The sequence below is a fragment of the Pseudomonas sp. MWU12-2029 genome, from assembly GCF_023242425.1.
In the GTDB taxonomy this organism is placed as follows: domain Bacteria; phylum Pseudomonadota; class Gammaproteobacteria; order Pseudomonadales; family Pseudomonadaceae; genus Aquipseudomonas; species Aquipseudomonas kribbensis.
The window spans coordinates 515,067-530,666 of the sequence record NZ_JALJDY010000005.1 but is presented as its reverse complement, the minus strand read 5'-3'; the positions used below and the strand labels follow the sequence as shown (position 1 = coordinate 530,666).

Here is a 15,600-nt window from a genome sequence, read left to right as displayed (position 1 = left end):
GCGATCCTGGGAAGCTCCGCAAGATCGCAGCCTTCAGCGAGGTCTACAAGGGTTTCAGGTACAACAGCACGTAATCGTTCTTGTCGAAGCGACCGCTCAGTACCGGTTGCAGGCTCGCCAGCGGCGTGCCTTGCAGCGACTGCAGGTCCTTGCTGTCCATGATCAGCCAGGCCGGCCCCTGGAGTGCTTCCAGTTGCTGAACGGTTTCGGTGAACTGCGGTTGCAGGTCCTGCTCGACGTTGACCATGAACTTGATCGCCTTGGCGTCCTTGCCCATGCCGTGCAGCACCAGCGGGGCAGGGTTCTGTTGAACCTGGGCGAACGCCGCACGACTAAAAGAACGGGTGTCGTAGAGTGCGCGTTCCACCGGCTCGAACACGGCGGCATAGACCGTCCACAACGCCAGTACGGCGCTAAGTGCCAACACCTCGGCACGCCAGCGCGGCTTCCACAGTCGGGACAGCGCCAGCAGTTGCAGCAGGCCCAGCACGATCAGCACCGGCATGACACCGGTCAACAGCTCCGGGAACTTGCGTCGCGCAACCAGCAGGGCAACGATCAGCAACAGCGGCGTCAGCAGCCACAGGGCCTGAATGATCCCGCGCAACCAGGCGAAAACCCGACCGTGAGCCACCTGGAACGGATACGCGGCGATGATCGCTGCCATCGGCAACATCGGCAGCAGGTAACGCGCCTTCTTCGCCTGTGGAATCGACAGACCGATCATCACGATCAACCCGGCCGCCGCGCAGTATTGCACCAGGCGCAAGGCCGGTCCGCGCTGATGCGGTTTGCTCAGCCACGCCGCCGCCAGCACCACAATCGCCAGCGGATAAGCCAGTGCGTAGTTGCCCAGCGAACTGGTGAAGTAGTACAGCGAACCGCTGACGCCTTCACTTCCATCCATGCGCCCCATGAACTGCATGCGGATCACGTCTTGCAGGAAGGCCTCGCCGCCGCTGAGCTTGGCCAGCCACAACAACAAGCCGACACACGCCGCGAGCAGGATCGACGCCAGCACACCGAACACGAACAGCCGTGTCCACTGACGATTGAGCAGGTAATAGCTGCAGAGCATGCCGGTCGGCACCACTAACCCGATAGGACCGCGAATACCGAAACCCAGCAACAACAGGACGAAAATCAGCGGCCAGCGCCGGCCGGAACCGAAATGGTCGTGCGCGTAACCCAGGTAGAACACCGACAGCGCGACGGCGGCCAGCATCAGGTCTTGCGACACCGCGCGGACTTCCGTGATGAACGTACTGGTGAGCATCAGCAGCGCAATGCTGATCAATGCCCAGCGTTGCGAATGTACCGCCAGCAAACGGTACATCAATGTCACGATCACCCCGCCGGCGATGGCGCTGGGCAACCACGCGGTCAGGGTATTGATCGCGCCGAAGGGCAGCGACAACAGCCAGATGAACAGCGTCGAAACCGCCGAATAATCGGCGTACGGCTGGCCATACGTGGTCGGGAATACCGTCGGCCCGTGTCGCAGCATTTCCTGGGCAAACAGTACAAAGCGTGAATCAAAGCCAATGGGTGCCTGTCCATAAACCCCGGCGATAAACAACAACAGTGCCAGCAGCCCTGCGATCAGGGACTGCCGGCGGATGGCAGGCGACAACGTAATCAAGCGACGTCCGCAGTGTTAGGCCATTGTTGCAGCGGGATCGGCAACTTGCGCGAATCCCCACGGCCGATCGGGAAGTACTTGAAGCCATTGCGCGACAGACGATCGGCGTCGTACAGGTTACGACCGTCGAAGATCACCGGATCCTTGAGGCGTTGCTGGATCAGGTCGAAATCCGGCGCCTTGAACTGTTGCCATTCGGTGCAGATGATCAGGGCGTCGGAACCGGCAAGCACCGATTCAGGGGTGCCCATCAGCATCAGTTTTTCTTCGTTCGGGTACAGATGCTGGGTTTCCTGCATCGCTTCCGGGTCGAACGCGCGAACGCTGGCGCCGGCGGCGAACAGCGAATCAAGCAGAACGCGGCTTGGCGCATCGCGCATGTCGTCGGTGTTCGGCTTGAACGCCAGGCCCCACAAGGCGAAGGTCTTGCCGCGAAGATCACCCTTGTAGAACGCATTGATGCGGTCAAACAGCTTGTGCTTTTGACGCTCGTTGATCGCTTCGACCGCTTGCAGCAGGTCGCTGGAGCAATGGGCCTGTTCGGCACTGTGGATCAGCGCGCGCATGTCTTTGGGGAAGCACGAGCCGCCGTAGCCGCAGCCCGGGTAAATGAAGTGGTAACCGATGCGCGTGTCGGCGCCGATGCCTTGGCGTACCGACTCGATGTCGGCGCCCAGGTGTTCGGCCAGTTCGGCGATCTGGTTGATGAAGCTGATCTTGGTCGCCAGCATGCAGTTGGCGGCGTACTTGGTCAGCTCGGCGCTGCGCAGGTCCATGAACATGATGCGGTCATGGTTGCGGTTGAACGGCGAGTACAGGTCGCGCATCACGTCGCGCACTTCATCGCCTTCGCAGCCGATGACGATGCGGTCCGGACGACGGCAGTCGGAGACCGCCGAACCTTCCTTGAGGAATTCCGGGTTGGAGACGATATCGAACTGCAGCGCGCGACCGGCCTTGTCCAGCGCGGCCTGGATATGGGCGCGCAGGGTGTCGCCAGTTCCGACCGGTACGGTGGATTTTTCCACCAGGATCAGCGGTTGCTCGCGATGACGGGCAACGGCGTCGCCCACCGACAGCACGTATTTCAGGTCGGCCGAGCCATCTTCGCTGGACGGTGTGCCCACGGCAATGAAGGCGACGCGACCGTGAAGCACGGCGGTTTTCTCATCGGAAGTGAAGTGCAGACGACCGGAATCCAGGCCTTCACGGACCAGGCTCGACAGGCCCGGTTCGAAGATGCTGACGTGACCCTGGCTGAGCAGTTCGACCTTCTTCTGATCGATATCCATGCACACGACATCATGGCCGACCTCGGCCAGAACCGCGGCTTGCACCAGGCCGACGTAACCGCTTCCAAATACTGTGATTTTCATGGAGCACTCCTCAAATCGGGCGCTTGTGCCGGACGAGTGTTGATAGTGATGACACCGAGCATGACCAGTGCCACGCCCAGTGATTTGGTGAAACTGAAGGATTCGTTGAACAGCGGCAGACTGGCCGCCAACAGGTACACCAGCGCATAGCTGATGCTCAGCAGCGAATAGGCCCGGCCCAGCGGCAGGTCGCGCAGGGCGGCGAGCCAGCAGAGCATCGACAGTGCGTAGGCGAGAATGGCCGTGAACACCACCGCCAGCGCCGACAGATCGACGCTGCCGCTGCTCAGGGCTGACAACCATTGTTCCGGCTGCGGCAGGCGCGTCATGCTCCAGCGCATGCCCAGCTGGGCGCCACTGACCAGCAAAACGCTGCCCAGGGCGAAGCCGATTCCGCGACCCTGACTCATGACTGTTGCCCCAGCAGTGCCACGCCGCCGATCACCAGCGCCACGCCGATCCAGTGCTGGCGATCGATCGGTTCGCGAAACACGAAACGCGCGATCAAGGTGATCAGCACAAAGTTGAGGCTGAGCATCGGGTAAGCGATGCCCACTTCAAGGCGTTGCAACACCAGCAGCCAGACCAGCAGGCCCGAACCCAGTGCGAACAGCGCCAGCCACAGCCACGGCGAGCGCAGTTTGTCGGCCCAGGACGAGTCGACACCGCGCCAGCTCTCCACCGCGTACTTTTGTGCCACCTGGCCCAGGCACGTCAGCAGACACGCCGTCAGCAACAGCAACCAGCTCATGACGGATCCTTGGGCAGGACGATGATCACCAGATTGCCTTGTTCGTAGCGAGTGCCGTCCTTGGGCAGCAGGTCAACTTCATGCAACTCGTCGTCGCCCTTGACCCGCATGACCACGCCGACCGAGCCGGTGCGGCGGGCATCGCGTACCCACTGCTGGACTTCATCGGTGGTGATCCGCTGTTCGGCGCCTTCGGGATAGCTCAGGCCGTACTTCAGCTCGCCCACGGTGTTGTACAACGCCACCTTGGGTTGCTTCAGACGCCAGGCCAGTGCCGAGGCCGCACCCAGATCGTTGCTCAGCAGGTGCGTGGTGCCGGACAGTTCGTCGAGGTGATGCAGGATGAACTGGTCCGGAGTCTTGTTGGCCACCACCGACTTCGGCAGCGCGGCCGGCAGCACGCCGATCAGCAACAGACTGCCGAGCGCCGGAGCGGCCCAGCACTGCAGCGGCAGAAACGCTTGCGCCAGGTTGGCGATGATCCAGCCGATCAGGGCAATGAACACCAGCACCATGCTGTGCAGCTCATGGTCGTACACCGGTTTTTTCAGTTGCAGGTAAACCAGTGCGATCAGCGTGACGACGCCCAGCACCAGGTTAAGCAGGCCGTTGATGCTCAAGGCCCGGCCTTGTTCCAGACGCAGACGGTCGGCCAGGGCATGACCCAGCAACAGCGCCAGCGGCAGCAGGCACGGCAGGATGTAGGTCGGCAGTTTGCCATTGGCGGTGCTGAAAAATGCCAGCGGCATCACCAGCCACAGCAGCAGGAAGGCAATGCCCGGTTGGGTACGGGTCTGCCAGGCTTGCTTGAACGCCGGCACCAGCATGCCGACCCACGGCAGACTGAAGGCAACCAGCAATGGCAGGTAGAACCACCACGGCGCGTCGTGTTGAGCATCGTCACCGGCAAAGCGGCGGATGTGTTCGTGCCAGAAGAAGAACCGCCAGTAATCCGGTTCCTGACTGTGCACGGCCAGCACCCACGGCAGGCTGACGATGATCGCCACGGCAACCGCCACCGGGCCGTAGATCAGCAGTTCACGCCAGCGTTTCTGCCAGAGCATCCAGGGCAGGGCGATCAGCACCGGCAGCAGCCAGGCGAGAAAACCCTTGGTCATGAACCCCATGCCGCAGGCCAGCCCCAACACAGCCCAACTGATTACGCGTTGCCGAGTGCTGCGGCTGTCGACGGCAAACCACAGGGCCACGAGGCTCAGGTTGACCCAGAAGGTGAATTGCGGATCGAGGTTGGCATAACCCGCCTGACCGGCAACCACCGTGAAGCTCATGTAGAGGAGGGCGCAGATGAAGCTTTTGCGCGGCTCGTTCCACAGGCGACGGGCGACCAGGAAGCACAGCAGCACACTCAAACCGGTGCTGAGGGCCGAGGCGAAACGCACGCCGAACAGGTTTTGCCCGAACAGTTCCTGGCCCAGTGCAATCATCCAGTAACCGGCAATCGGTTTCTCGAAATAACGCAGGCCCATGAAATGCGGGGACACCCAGTTGCCGCTCAGCAGCATGTCCTGGCTGATCTGGGCGTAACGGGTTTCATCGGGAATCCACAGGCCATGGGTGCCGAGTGGCAGCAGGTAGGCGAGCAGAAACAGTCCGATCAGCAGCGGCAGTGCCCAGCGTTTGCTCATGCCCCTTGCACTCCCAGCCAGCCTTCACGGCCTTCGAGGACGCCACGCTGCACACGGCCGACAGGCAATGTGTTGAGAAACTCGGGCAACAGATCGCCCAAAGGCTTGAACTCGATTTCTCGCTGGCGTGCATCGGCCAGCAAACGGCGAAAATCGTCGGCCATCAGAATCCCTTCTACTTCGGCATGAATGGTGTAGTTGTTGAGGTTGTCCGGGCGGAACCGGTCAAGGATGAAGGCGTTGAAGTCCTTCGCCGCCACGGTCGGGCCGACCACCTCGTCGAAGGTCGGCATGTCCACCGGAATCTGCGGCGCACCCACTGAACCGTCAGCCAGCAGCGGTCGAAACAGCCGACTCCCGCGGCAATCGCTGTTATAGCGAAAACCGAAGGTTTCTTTGGCTTCGACCACGCGCTCGTCCGCGCGCCATCCGGCTGCGGCCGAGCACTGGATTTTCTCGCCGATGATGTCGCTCAGGGTGTCGACGCCGCGACGGATCTGCTCGATCAGTTGCGCGTCGCTCCAGGTGCCGGCATTGGCCTGCCAGCCGTGGTGATCCCAGGCGTGCAGGCCGACTTCATGGCCGGCGTCCCGGGCCTGACGCATCAGGTGCCCGAGGTCGCGACCGATCGGTTTGCCCGGCCAGGCGGTCCCGGCCAGCAGGATGTCCCAGCCGTACAGGCCGGCGGCGTTGGAACGCAGCATTTTCCAGAGGAATTGCGGGCGGATCAGGCGCCACAGATGTCGGCCCATGTTGTCCGGGCCGACACTGAAGAAAAACGTTGCCTTGACCTGCGCTTCGTCGAGGATTTCCAGCAACCGGGGCACCCCTTCACGGGTGCCTCGGTAGGTGTCGACATCGATACGAAGACCTGCCTGCATTAACGCTTGTCCGCGATTTCGAGCATGGCTTCACGCAGGAAGAAGTCCAGGGTGTTGCCGATGGTCTCGCGCATTTCCACGGTCGGCTCCCAGTTCAACAGGCGCTTGGCGTTGGCGATGCTTGGCTTGCGGTGTTCCACGTCCTGGTAACCGGCACCGTAGAACGCCTTGCTTTCCACGTCGCGGAAACCGGCGAACGGAGGGAAGTTGCTGCGCAGCGGGTGAGCTTCGAACTGACGCAGCAGTTCTTCGCCCAACTGACGGATGCTGGCTTCGTTTTCCGGGTTGCCGATGTTGATGATCTGGCCGTTGCAGACATCGTTGTCGTTGTCGATGATGCGGGCCAGCGCCTCGACGCCGTCGGCGATGTCGGTGAAGCAGCGCTTCTGCTCGCCGCCGTCGAACAGACGGATCGGGGTGCCTTCCACCAGGTTCAGGATCAGCTGGGTGATGGCACGGGAGCTGCCGATACGGGCCGAGTCCAGACGGTCCAGACGCGGGCCCATCCAGTTGAACGGACGGAACAGGGTGAAGTTCAGGCCCTTGGCGCCGTAAGCCCAGATCACGCGGTCCAGCAGTTGCTTGGAAACCGAGTAGATCCAGCGCTGCTTGTTGATCGGGCCGACGATCAAGTTGGAGCTGTCTTCGTCGAAGTTCTTGTCCTGGCACATGCCATAGACTTCCGAGGTCGACGGGAAGATCACGCGCTTGTTGTACTTGACGCAGTAGCGAACCAGTTTCAGGTTCTCTTCGAAGTCCAGTTCGAATACGCGCAGCGGGTTGCGGGTGTATTCGATCGGCGTGGCGATGGCCACCAGCGGCAGGACCACGTCGCACTTCTTGATGTGGTACTCGATCCACTCGGAGTGAATGCTGATGTCGCCTTCGACGAAGTGGAAACGCGGGTGGTCGCGCAGACGGTCGATGGCGTCGGAGCCGATGTCCAGGCCGTAGATTTCGTAGCGGTCGTCACGCAGCAGGCGCTCGGACAGGTGGTTACCGATGAAGCCGTTGACGCCCAGGATCAGCACACGGGTGCGACGTGGCGCACGGCCGGATTCGGCACCGCGCAGCAGCGAGCCGTCTACCAGACCCAGTTCATTGGCCAGTTGCGGGCCGCTCAGGTACAGACCGTTGTCGTTGCGCTGACCGGCGTTGATCACCAGCGAGTCTTCACCGCAGGCAATACGCAGTGGATCGACGCTGATCACACGGCCAGGGGCCTGACCCTCGTTGCCCTTGACGACTTCGGCGCTCCAGACGATCAGCTTGTGCTCGCCTACGGCGCAGAAGGCGCCCGGGTACGGACGGGTCACGGCGCGGACCAGGTTGAACAGCTGCTCGGCCGGTTTGGCCCAGACCAGTTTGCCGTCCGCCGGAGTACGGCGGCCGAATACGGTGGCCTTGGATTCGTCTTGTGGGGTTTCGGTGATCTTGCCTTGCAGCATGTTCGGCAGGGTGTCGCGCAGCAGGTCGCTGGCGGCAGTGCGCAGTTTGGCGTGCAGGGTCAGACCGGTGTCGCTGCGCTCGATGGCAACGCGTTGCTGGGCAACGATAGCGCCGGCATCAGCGCGCTTGACCATACGGTGCAGGGTGACGCCGGTTTCGGTTTCGCCGTTGACCAGCACCCAGTTGGCCGGTGCGCGACCACGGTAGCGTGGCAGCAGCGAGCCGTGCAGGTTGAACGCGCCTTTTTTGGCCAGTGCCAGCAGCGGTTCGCTCAGCAGGTTGCGGTAGTAGAACGAGAAAATGTACTCAGGGTCGAGCTTGGCGATGCGCTCGATCCACAGCGGGTGGTTGGCGTCTTCCGGGGCGTGGACCGGGATGCCTTTGCTGGCGCACAGCTGTGCAACCGAGGCGTAGAAGGCGTTTTCTTTCGGATCGTCGGCGTGAGTGAACACTGCTGCAATGTCGTAGCCGCTGTTAAGCAGGGCTTCAATGCCGGCGCAGCCAATATCGTGGTAAGCGAAGACAACAGTTTTTGCACTCATGAGAGAACCTGATCGGAAGTGGAATTGGAAGTAAGGCCGTCAACGGTGACCGCAGGTGCCGGGGAGGCCGGCTGGCTGCGCAACACCTTTTCAATGAAGAAGCGCGGGCGGGCGCGCACGTCGCTGTACATGCGTCCCAGGTATTCACCCAGCAGACCCATGCCGATGAACTGGCCACCGGTGAACACGAACAGCACCGCAAACAGTACGAACGTGCCGTCACCGGCCCAGCCTGCACCGAACGCCAGGCGCAGGACGATCAGCGCAACGGCGAACAGTGCGCCCAGACCTGCCATCGCGAAGCCGACGATGCTCAGCAGACGCAGCGGCGTGGTAGTCATGCAGGTGACCAGATCGAACATCAGGTTGATCAGGCGCATCGGGCTGTATTTCGAGTCGCCGTGCTCACGCTCGGCGTGGGCCACGACGATTTCGGTGGTGTGGCGGGCGAAGCTGTTGGCCAGGATCGGAATGAACGTGCTGCGTTCACGACAGGCGAGCATGGCGTCGATGATGGTGCGGCGGTAGGCGCGCAGCATGCAGCCGTAGTCGCTCATGGCCACGCCGGTGGAGCGTTGCACCGCGAGGTTGATCAACTTCGACGGGTAGCGGCGCAGGGCCGAATCCTGACGGTTGCCACGCACGGTGCCGACGACGTCGTAACCCTTTTCGGCTTCGGCCACCAGACGCGGAATTTCTTCCGGCGGGTTCTGCAGGTCAGCGTCGATGGTGATGACCACGTCGCCTTTGCATTGCTCGAAACCGGCCATGATCGCGGCGTGCTGGCCATAGTTACGGTTGAGGATGACCGCCACGAACGGGCTGTTTTCGCGTCCGGCGGCTTCTTCCAGCATGTTGGCCGACTCGTCGCGGCTGCCGTCGTCGACCAGCACGATTTCGTAGTCATGTTTGAGTTGGGCGCAGGCCGCCTCTGTGCGCCGAAGCAGCTCAGGCAGACTGTCCTGTTCGTTGTAGACCGGGATGACGATCGACACGCATTTAATCGGGTAAGGTCTCACGAGCGTTTGTCCATAAGAGTGGCGATGGCGCCGACAACACGATCCAGATCCTGGTCGGTCATGTCGGGGAACAGCGGAATCGAGCACAGCCGCGCCGAGTTCCATTCGGTGTTGGGCAGGTACAGGTCAGGGTCACGCTGGCGGTACCAGGTGTGCAGGTGGGTGGCGATGAAATGAATGCCGGTACCGATGCCTTGCTCCTGCAGGCCCTTCATGAAGGCTTCGCGATCCATCCCGCAACGCTCGCTGTCGATGCGCAGGATGAACAGGTGCCAGGCGTGTTGCTGCGCGTATTGCTGCGGCACGGCCAGCGGCTGTACGGGCAGACCTTCGAGCTTTTGCAGGTACTGACCGGCCAGCTCGGTGCGGCGGGCATTGATGGCGTCCAGACGCTCCAGTTGCACCAGGGCAATGGCGGCGTTGATGTCGGACAGGTTGTACTTGAAGCCCGGCTCAATGACCTGGGCCTGTGGCTTGCGGCCACCGGTCAAACGGTCGTAGGCATCGACGCCCAGACCGTGGAACTTGAGCATGCGCACGCGGCTGGCCAGGGCTTCGTCGTCGGTGACGAACATCGCGCCCTCGGCGCAGGTCATGTTCTTGATCGCGTGGAACGAGAAGATCGCCGTGCCGTGGGAGCCGACGTGGCGGCCCTTGTAGCGGGTGCCGGCGGCGTGGGCGGCGTCTTCGATGACGGCGATGCCGTGCTTGTCCGCCAGTGCGTACAGCGGATCCAGATCGAACGCGGCACCGGCGTAATGCACAGGAATGATGGCTTTGGTGCGTGGCGTGATGGCGGCTTCGATACGGGCGGCGTCGGTCATCAGGGTGTCGCGGTCGACATCGACGAACACCGGCGTGGCGCCCAGCAGGGAAATCATGTTGGCGGTGGAGACCCAGGTCTGCGACGGCGTGATGACTTCATCGCCGGGACCGATGCCCAGGGCCAGCAGGGTGATGTGCATGCCGCCGGTGGCAGATGACAGTGCAACGGCGTGCTTGCATCCCACGTACTGCGCGAACTGTTCTTCAAGTGCCTGGTTTTTCGGCCCGGTGGTGATCCAGCCCGAGCGCAGAACCTGCTCGACGGCCGCAATTTCTTCATCGCCGATACTCGGGCGAGAAAAGGGGAGAAACGCCTGACTCATGGACACCTCATTGCGAAAAAAATGGACAGATCCATCTGTTCATCGGATCCAATCCCAGCGTAGACGCAAAAAACAGGTTTTGCATCAACGAGTTGCTTGGTAAGCATGACGTCGGGGGTTGGTTGACTTTTCAGGCGTTGCCCGGCAGGTTGGGCGGTACCGACTGAGGACCTATCTAGCTAAGGTTATTCCCGATTTTGTGAAAGGAATATGAAAAACCGGTCGGTGAATCGTTTATCTCAAATTCATACAGCCGCTGTTCAGATTTCCGCGGCTTTATCGGAAAAGTCCTACTACAAGACTCTTCCTTACTTCAAGTTCATTGCAGTTGTTAGTTGTTGTGCTGGACTGTTTTTTACTCAAGGCCTTTCGTTTGAGCAGCTTATCCGTTACCTCTTCAGAATCTATCGCAAGTAACCCTTTGTCCTTGTATTTGGCGCGTTTGGCACCTTCCAGCCAACTCACCATGCGGTACGTTTTACAAGATGCCGCCGATCGCCTCGGTTTTGAAGACATGAATGTCGAGGACATTCCCTGGCACGCCCTGCAACCCGAGGATGTTGTCGCGTTAGTCGCCGCATTGCGTGCCGATAACTACGCCCCCAACACCTCTTCACTTTATGTAAACGCCATTCGTGGGGTCATGAACGAAGCCTGGCGCATGAGCCTGATCAGCCAGGATCACCTGTTGAAGATGCGCTCGGTCAAGGGGATTGCCGGTACGCGGCTGTCTCAGGGGCGCAACCTGAAGCGCACGCTGATTCATGAGTTGATGGAAGTCTGTGCGGCCGATCCGCGTCCGCAGGGGCTGCGTGACGCGGCGGTGATTGCGTTGTTGTACGGCACGGGCATGCGTAAATCCGAGTCGGTGGATCTGGACCTGAATCAGGTGGACTTCACTGAACGCAGCCTGTGCGTCACCGCCAAGGGCAACAAACAACTGATCAAATACGCACCGGCCTGGGCCTTCGCCAAGCTCAATGCCTGGCTGGAGTTTCGCCGTTCAGAGCTCAAGGAAGGCGAGAGCGACGATACGTTTCTGTTCAACCGCATCCGCCGGGGCAGCCACATCACCCGCGAGCGCATCACCAAGCATGCAATCTATTACATCGCCCGCCAGCGCGGCACTCAGGTCGGGGTGAAGATCATGCCCCACGATTTCCGGCGTTCGTTCATCACCCGGGTGATCGAAGAGCACGATCTGTCGATCGCCCAGAAACTCGCGCATCACAGCAATATCCAGACGACCGCCAACTACGACGTGCGCGACGACAATGAACGGCGTCGCGCCGTGGATCGTTTCGATCTGTAGTCGAGTGTTACGACGCGTCGAAGACGTGGGCCGCCCCGAGAATCGATAGCTGTACCGCGCTGCCGGCTGGCGGCGCGTGCATTCCGGTGCTGCGTACCAGCAGCGAACGACCGGGTTCTTCATTGGCTGCGGCACGCAGCTCGACCGTCAGGGTGCACGTGTTGCCGCCGAAGTCGCGTTCGGTGACCACGGCATTGCAGCCCTCTGAGTCGGCCGGAAGGTCGGACAGCTGAAGCTGTTCCGGGCGCAGCATGATCTGCGCGGGACCGGAGAAACCGTTGCTGTTCACCGCGATCCGCCCAAGATCGCAATGGGCCCAACCGGCCTCGATCTGCGCCGGCATGACCACCGCTTCCCCAAGAAACCGTGCGGTCTGCTCGTCGTCCGGGTAGCGGTAGAGGTCCATCGGATGCCCTGACTGCACCAGTCGCCCGTCACGCATGACCGCCAACTGATCGGCAAACGACAAGGCTTCGCCCTGGTCGTGGGTGACCAGAATCGTCGTCACGCCGCTCTCTTCGAGCAGACGGGCGACCATTTTGCGCATGGCACCGCGCAGGCCGGTGTCGAGGGCGGAAAAGGGTTCGTCCAGCAGCATCAGGCGCGGTTGCTGGGCCAGTGCCCGGGCGAGCGACACCCGTTGCTGCTGGCCACCGGACAATTCATGGGGCCAGCGGCTGGCCATGTTGGCGTTCAGGGCCACGCTGTCCATCAATGCCTGGATGCGCTCGGTTCTGGCGCTGCCGGTTTCACTCAGACCGAAACCGATGTTGTCCGCCACGGTCATGTGTGGAAACAGCGCACCATCCTGCGGAACATAGCCAATCTGGCGCTGGTAGGCGGGCACGGCGTGGGTGCTGTCGACGAGCGTCTGGCCGTTGAGCGTCAGGCTGCCGGCATCGGGGAACTCGAACCCGGCGATCATCCGCAGCAGCGTGGTCTTGCCGGAGCCTGACGGACCGACGATCACGGTGCGACTGCCGGTCGGAACGGACAGGTTGATGGTGTCCAGCGCCGTTTGCGCGCCGAAGGATTTACTGAGATTGATGATGTCGAGAGCGTTCATCGGCCGGCACTGCGCCTGGATTGGTGATAGAGGATGGCCGTGAGCGGCAGCGAAAGCACCACCATCAGCAGCGCGTAAGGCGCTGCGGCGGCGTAGTCGATTTCGCTGGTCATGGCCCAGAAACCGGTGGCCAGGGTGCGCGTGCCGTTGGGCGCGAGCAACAGGGTTGCGGTCAATTCATTGGTGATCGCCAGAAACACCAGCGCTGCACCCGCCGCCGCACCCGGCGCGGCCAGGCGCAGGGTGATCAGCCACAAGGCGCGCAGCGGCGAGCGACCGAGGCTTTGCGCGATGTTTTCCAGCTCTACCGGCGCCTGGGCGAAGCCGGCACGCAGGCTGACCAGCGCCCGCGGCAGGAACATCAACAGGTACGCCAGCAGCACGGTGATGGTGGTCTGATAGATTGGCCGGGCGAAGTGGATCGTCACGGTGACCAGTGCCAGCGCCACGACAATCCCCGGCAGGGAACTGGTGATGTAGTTGCAGCCTTCCAGCACGCGTTGCAGTTTGCCGGGCGCGCGGATCGACAGCCAGGCAATCGGGATTGCTGCAAGGCTGGTCAACACCGCACCGGCCACGCCGAACGACAAAGTCTGGAGCAAGGCCGGCAACAACTCTTCGCCTTGCCAGACTTCAGCGCCGCCAGCGACCAGCCATCTGCCCAGCGTCAGCAGCGGGACACCAAGGGCCAGCAGGCAGGTCAGGGTTTGCAGGCACAGGCCCAGGGCTGCGATGCCGGGTTTGAGACGCACGGTCCGCTGCTCCCGGGCGCTGCCGGAGCCGACCCGGGCATAACGCGCATGGCCACGAGCGGCAGATTCCACGGTCAGCATCGCCAGACAGCACAGCGCCAGAACACTGGCGAGCATGTTGGCGGCCGGGCCGTTAAAGGTGGATTTGAACTGATCGAAAATGGCCGTGGTGAAGGTGTCGAAGCGAATCATCGCGTACAGGCCATATTCGGCCAGCAAATGCAGGCCGACCAACAGTGCACCGCCACAGATCGCCAGCCGCAATTGCGGCAGCACCACCCGGAAGAATACGGCCCAAGGCTTGAGGCCAAGGGATTCGGCCACGTCTTCGATCGCCGGGTCGAGACGACGCAACGTCGCCGCAATCGGCAAATAAAGGAACGGAAAGTAAGCGATCACAGACACCAGCACACCGGCCGGCAGCCCATTGATCGACGGAACCAGACTGACCCATGCATAACTGTGCACGAACGCCGGCACCGCCAGCGGCGCAACCGCCAGCACTGACCACAAACGCCGACCGGGCAGGTTGGTGCGCTCGGTCAGCCAGGCCAGAGTGATGCCCAGCACAATGCAGATCGGCAGGGTGATCAACACCAGCAGCACGGTGTTGACCAGCAGTTCGGCCACCCGAGGGCGGAAGATCAACGCTTCGATGGTCGCCCAGCCGGTGTACCACGACACGCCGACCACAAAACCGATCGGCAGTAACGACAGCAATGAAACACCGATCGCCAGTACGACCACCCAGGGGCTCCCGCGCCCGTTGAGGGCGCGGGACCTGCGTGAAAGGTTGGCGGAGGGCGCCGCAGCGATCCCCGCCGGCAGAGTTTCAGGCATCAATTAAAGCAGTCCCGCCTGAGTCATCAGTTCGACGGCTTTCTTGCTGTCGAGCTTCGATGCGTCGACTTTCGGTGCGTCCAGATCCTTCAACGGCACCAGTTTCGGGTTGGACGCCGAGTCCTTGCCCACGGCGTACTCAAAGGAATTGCCGGTGCGCAGCACTTCCTGGCCTTGCTTGCCGGTGATGTACTGGAGGAATTTCTGTGCTTCTTCCTGGTGTTTGCTGGACTTCAGCACACCACCACCGGAGATGCTCACGAACGCGCCCGGATCCTGATGCTTGAAATAGTGCAGGGCGGTGTTCTTGCTGTTTTCGCCGGTCTTGGACTGATCGACGAAAGCGTAATAGTGATAGATCACGCCGCTGTCCACCTGGCCGGCGTTCACCGCTTTGAGCACCGAGCTGTTGCCACGGTAGGCGGTGAAGTTGGCTTTCATGCCCTTGAGCCATTCCAGAGTGGCGGCTTCGCCTTTCTGTTCCAGCACGGCGGCGACGATGGCCTGGAAGTCCGCACCGGCTGGGGATGCAGCCCAGCGACCTTTCCATGCCGGGGTCGCCAGATCCATCAGGGATTTTGGCAGGTCTTTTTCCGGCAGTTTGGCCGGGTTGTAGACAAAGACTGTCGAGCGAGCGGCGATGCCGACCCACTGGCCATGGGCCGGACGATAAGCCGAACCCACTTGTTCAAGGGTGGCCGGTGCCACCGGGGCGAACAGTTTGGCATTGTCCACCAGCACCATGGCCGGGGAGTTTTCCGTCAGGAACACGTCCGCCGGAGAGGCTGCGCCTTCCTGCACGAGCTGGTTGCCCATTTCCGTGTCGTCGCCGTTGCGGATCGTGACCGGGATCCCGGTTTCCTCGGTGAAGCCGGCGACCCAGGCCTTGGTCAGGGTTTCATGCTGGGCGTTGTAGACCACGATGCCGACGGAATCGGCGGCAAACACCTGACCGGCTGCGAGCAGCGCGGTTGCCAGAGTAGCGTGCTTGAGAAATGACGGAAGGGATGGACTCATGACGGAGCAGCTCCTGTTTTTTTAGACGTTATGGGCAAGCATTCGCCGGAAAACTTCAATGCGAATGATTTGCATATGTTGGCTGGCTGGCAATGTAGAGAGGCAAATGAGAAAAAAACGTCAAACAAACCGTTAATACATGTCATTGCCATTCAGGTT

At 61.6% G+C, this 15,600-nt stretch carries 13 protein-coding genes; 1 reads left to right on the top strand and 12 read right to left on the bottom strand.

The annotated features are described in order from the left end of the window. Window positions 1-43: 43 nt before the first annotated feature. From M5B44_RS15695 to arnB, 9 genes are read right to left on the bottom strand one after another with little or no spacing between them, the layout of a single operon-like run. Complete coding sequence (locus tag M5B44_RS15695; RefSeq protein WP_248739792.1) at window positions 44-1,642, bottom strand: ArnT family glycosyltransferase; 1,599 nt, start codon at window positions 1,640-1,642, stop codon at window positions 44-46. Further along, window positions 1,639-3,018, bottom strand: coding sequence for a UDP-glucose dehydrogenase family protein (locus tag M5B44_RS15690; RefSeq protein ID WP_248739791.1), 1,380 nt, complete (start codon window positions 3,016-3,018; stop codon window positions 1,639-1,641). Before M5B44_RS15690 ends, M5B44_RS15695 begins: the two co-directional genes overlap by 4 nt. Next, complete coding sequence (gene arnF / locus M5B44_RS15685) at window positions 3,015-3,428, bottom strand: 4-amino-4-deoxy-L-arabinose-phosphoundecaprenol flippase subunit ArnF (RefSeq protein WP_248739790.1); 414 nt, start codon at window positions 3,426-3,428, stop codon at window positions 3,015-3,017. Before arnF ends, M5B44_RS15690 begins: the two co-directional genes overlap by 4 nt. Further along, entirely contained in the window at window positions 3,425-3,769 is a 345-nt protein-coding gene (gene arnE, locus M5B44_RS15680) for a 4-amino-4-deoxy-L-arabinose-phosphoundecaprenol flippase subunit ArnE (RefSeq protein WP_065257283.1), read from the bottom strand. Before arnE ends, arnF begins: the two co-directional genes overlap by 4 nt. Continuing rightward, complete coding sequence (gene arnT, locus M5B44_RS15675; RefSeq protein WP_248739789.1) at window positions 3,766-5,415, bottom strand: lipid IV(A) 4-amino-4-deoxy-L-arabinosyltransferase; 1,650 nt, start codon at window positions 5,413-5,415, stop codon at window positions 3,766-3,768. Before arnT ends, arnE begins: the two co-directional genes overlap by 4 nt. After that, window positions 5,412-6,296, bottom strand: coding sequence for a 4-deoxy-4-formamido-L-arabinose-phosphoundecaprenol deformylase (gene arnD, locus M5B44_RS15670; RefSeq protein ID WP_248739788.1), 885 nt, complete (start codon window positions 6,294-6,296; stop codon window positions 5,412-5,414). The genes arnT and arnD overlap by 4 nt, the downstream gene beginning before the upstream one ends. After that, window positions 6,296-8,287, bottom strand: a complete 1,992-nt coding sequence (gene arnA / locus M5B44_RS15665) for a bifunctional UDP-4-amino-4-deoxy-L-arabinose formyltransferase/UDP-glucuronic acid oxidase ArnA (protein WP_085709967.1) — start codon at window positions 8,285-8,287, stop codon at window positions 6,296-6,298. The genes arnD and arnA overlap by 1 nt, the downstream gene beginning before the upstream one ends. Then, window positions 8,284-9,306, bottom strand: a complete 1,023-nt coding sequence (gene arnC, locus M5B44_RS15660; RefSeq protein WP_114883231.1) for an undecaprenyl-phosphate 4-deoxy-4-formamido-L-arabinose transferase — start codon at window positions 9,304-9,306, stop codon at window positions 8,284-8,286. Before arnC ends, arnA begins: the two co-directional genes overlap by 4 nt. After that, entirely contained in the window at window positions 9,303-10,454 is a 1,152-nt protein-coding gene (gene arnB / locus M5B44_RS15655) for a UDP-4-amino-4-deoxy-L-arabinose aminotransferase (RefSeq protein WP_134827018.1), read from the bottom strand. The genes arnC and arnB overlap by 4 nt, the downstream gene beginning before the upstream one ends. Before the next feature lie 373 nt (window positions 10,455-10,827). Between arnB and xerC the strand changes: the two genes are divergently transcribed. Beyond that, complete coding sequence (gene xerC, locus M5B44_RS15650) at window positions 10,828-11,766, top strand: tyrosine recombinase XerC (protein WP_318653936.1); 939 nt, start codon at window positions 10,828-10,830, stop codon at window positions 11,764-11,766. A 7-nt stretch (window positions 11,767-11,773) separates the two neighbouring features. Here the strand turns inward: xerC and M5B44_RS15645 are convergent, their stop codons facing one another. From M5B44_RS15645 to M5B44_RS15635, 3 genes are read right to left on the bottom strand one after another with little or no spacing between them, the layout of a single operon-like run. Further along, the gene (locus tag M5B44_RS15645; RefSeq protein ID WP_248739787.1) at window positions 11,774-12,832 is read right to left on the bottom strand and encodes an ABC transporter ATP-binding protein; all 1,059 of its coding nucleotides are present in this window, start codon (window positions 12,830-12,832) and stop codon (window positions 11,774-11,776) included. After that, entirely contained in the window at window positions 12,829-14,424 is a 1,596-nt protein-coding gene (locus M5B44_RS15640; protein WP_248739786.1) for an ABC transporter permease, read from the bottom strand. Before M5B44_RS15640 ends, M5B44_RS15645 begins: the two co-directional genes overlap by 4 nt. A gap of 3 nt (window positions 14,425-14,427) precedes the next feature. Further along, window positions 14,428-15,441 (bottom strand): iron ABC transporter substrate-binding protein, encoded by a 1,014-nt coding sequence (locus M5B44_RS15635; protein ID WP_085709962.1) that lies wholly within the window; start codon window positions 15,439-15,441, stop codon window positions 14,428-14,430. Window positions 15,442-15,600: the final 159 nt, after the last annotated feature.

Coding starts and splice junctions, on each gene's coding strand:
- M5B44_RS15690 (WP_248739791.1), bottom strand. CDS start 3,018: ATGAAAATCACAGTATTTGGAAGCGGTTACGTCGGCCTGGTGCAAGCC.
- arnF (WP_248739790.1), bottom strand. CDS start 3,428: ATGAGTCAGGGTCGCGGAATCGGCTTCGCCCTGGGCAGCGTTTTGCTG.
- arnE (WP_065257283.1), bottom strand. CDS start 3,769: ATGAGCTGGTTGCTGTTGCTGACGGCGTGTCTGCTGACGTGCCTGGGC.
- arnT (WP_248739789.1), bottom strand. CDS start 5,415: ATGAGCAAACGCTGGGCACTGCCGCTGCTGATCGGACTGTTTCTGCTC.
- arnD (WP_248739788.1), bottom strand. CDS start 6,296: ATGCAGGCAGGTCTTCGTATCGATGTCGACACCTACCGAGGCACCCGT.
- arnA (WP_085709967.1), bottom strand. CDS start 8,287: ATGAGTGCAAAAACTGTTGTCTTCGCTTACCACGATATTGGCTGCGCC.
- arnB (WP_134827018.1), bottom strand. CDS start 10,454: ATGAGTCAGGCGTTTCTCCCCTTTTCTCGCCCGAGTATCGGCGATGAA.
- M5B44_RS15645 (WP_248739787.1), bottom strand. CDS start 12,832: ATGAACGCTCTCGACATCATCAATCTCAGTAAATCCTTCGGCGCGCAA.
- M5B44_RS15640 (WP_248739786.1), bottom strand. CDS start 14,424: ATGCCTGAAACTCTGCCGGCGGGGATCGCTGCGGCGCCCTCCGCCAAC.
- M5B44_RS15635 (WP_085709962.1), bottom strand. CDS start 15,441: ATGAGTCCATCCCTTCCGTCATTTCTCAAGCACGCTACTCTGGCAACC.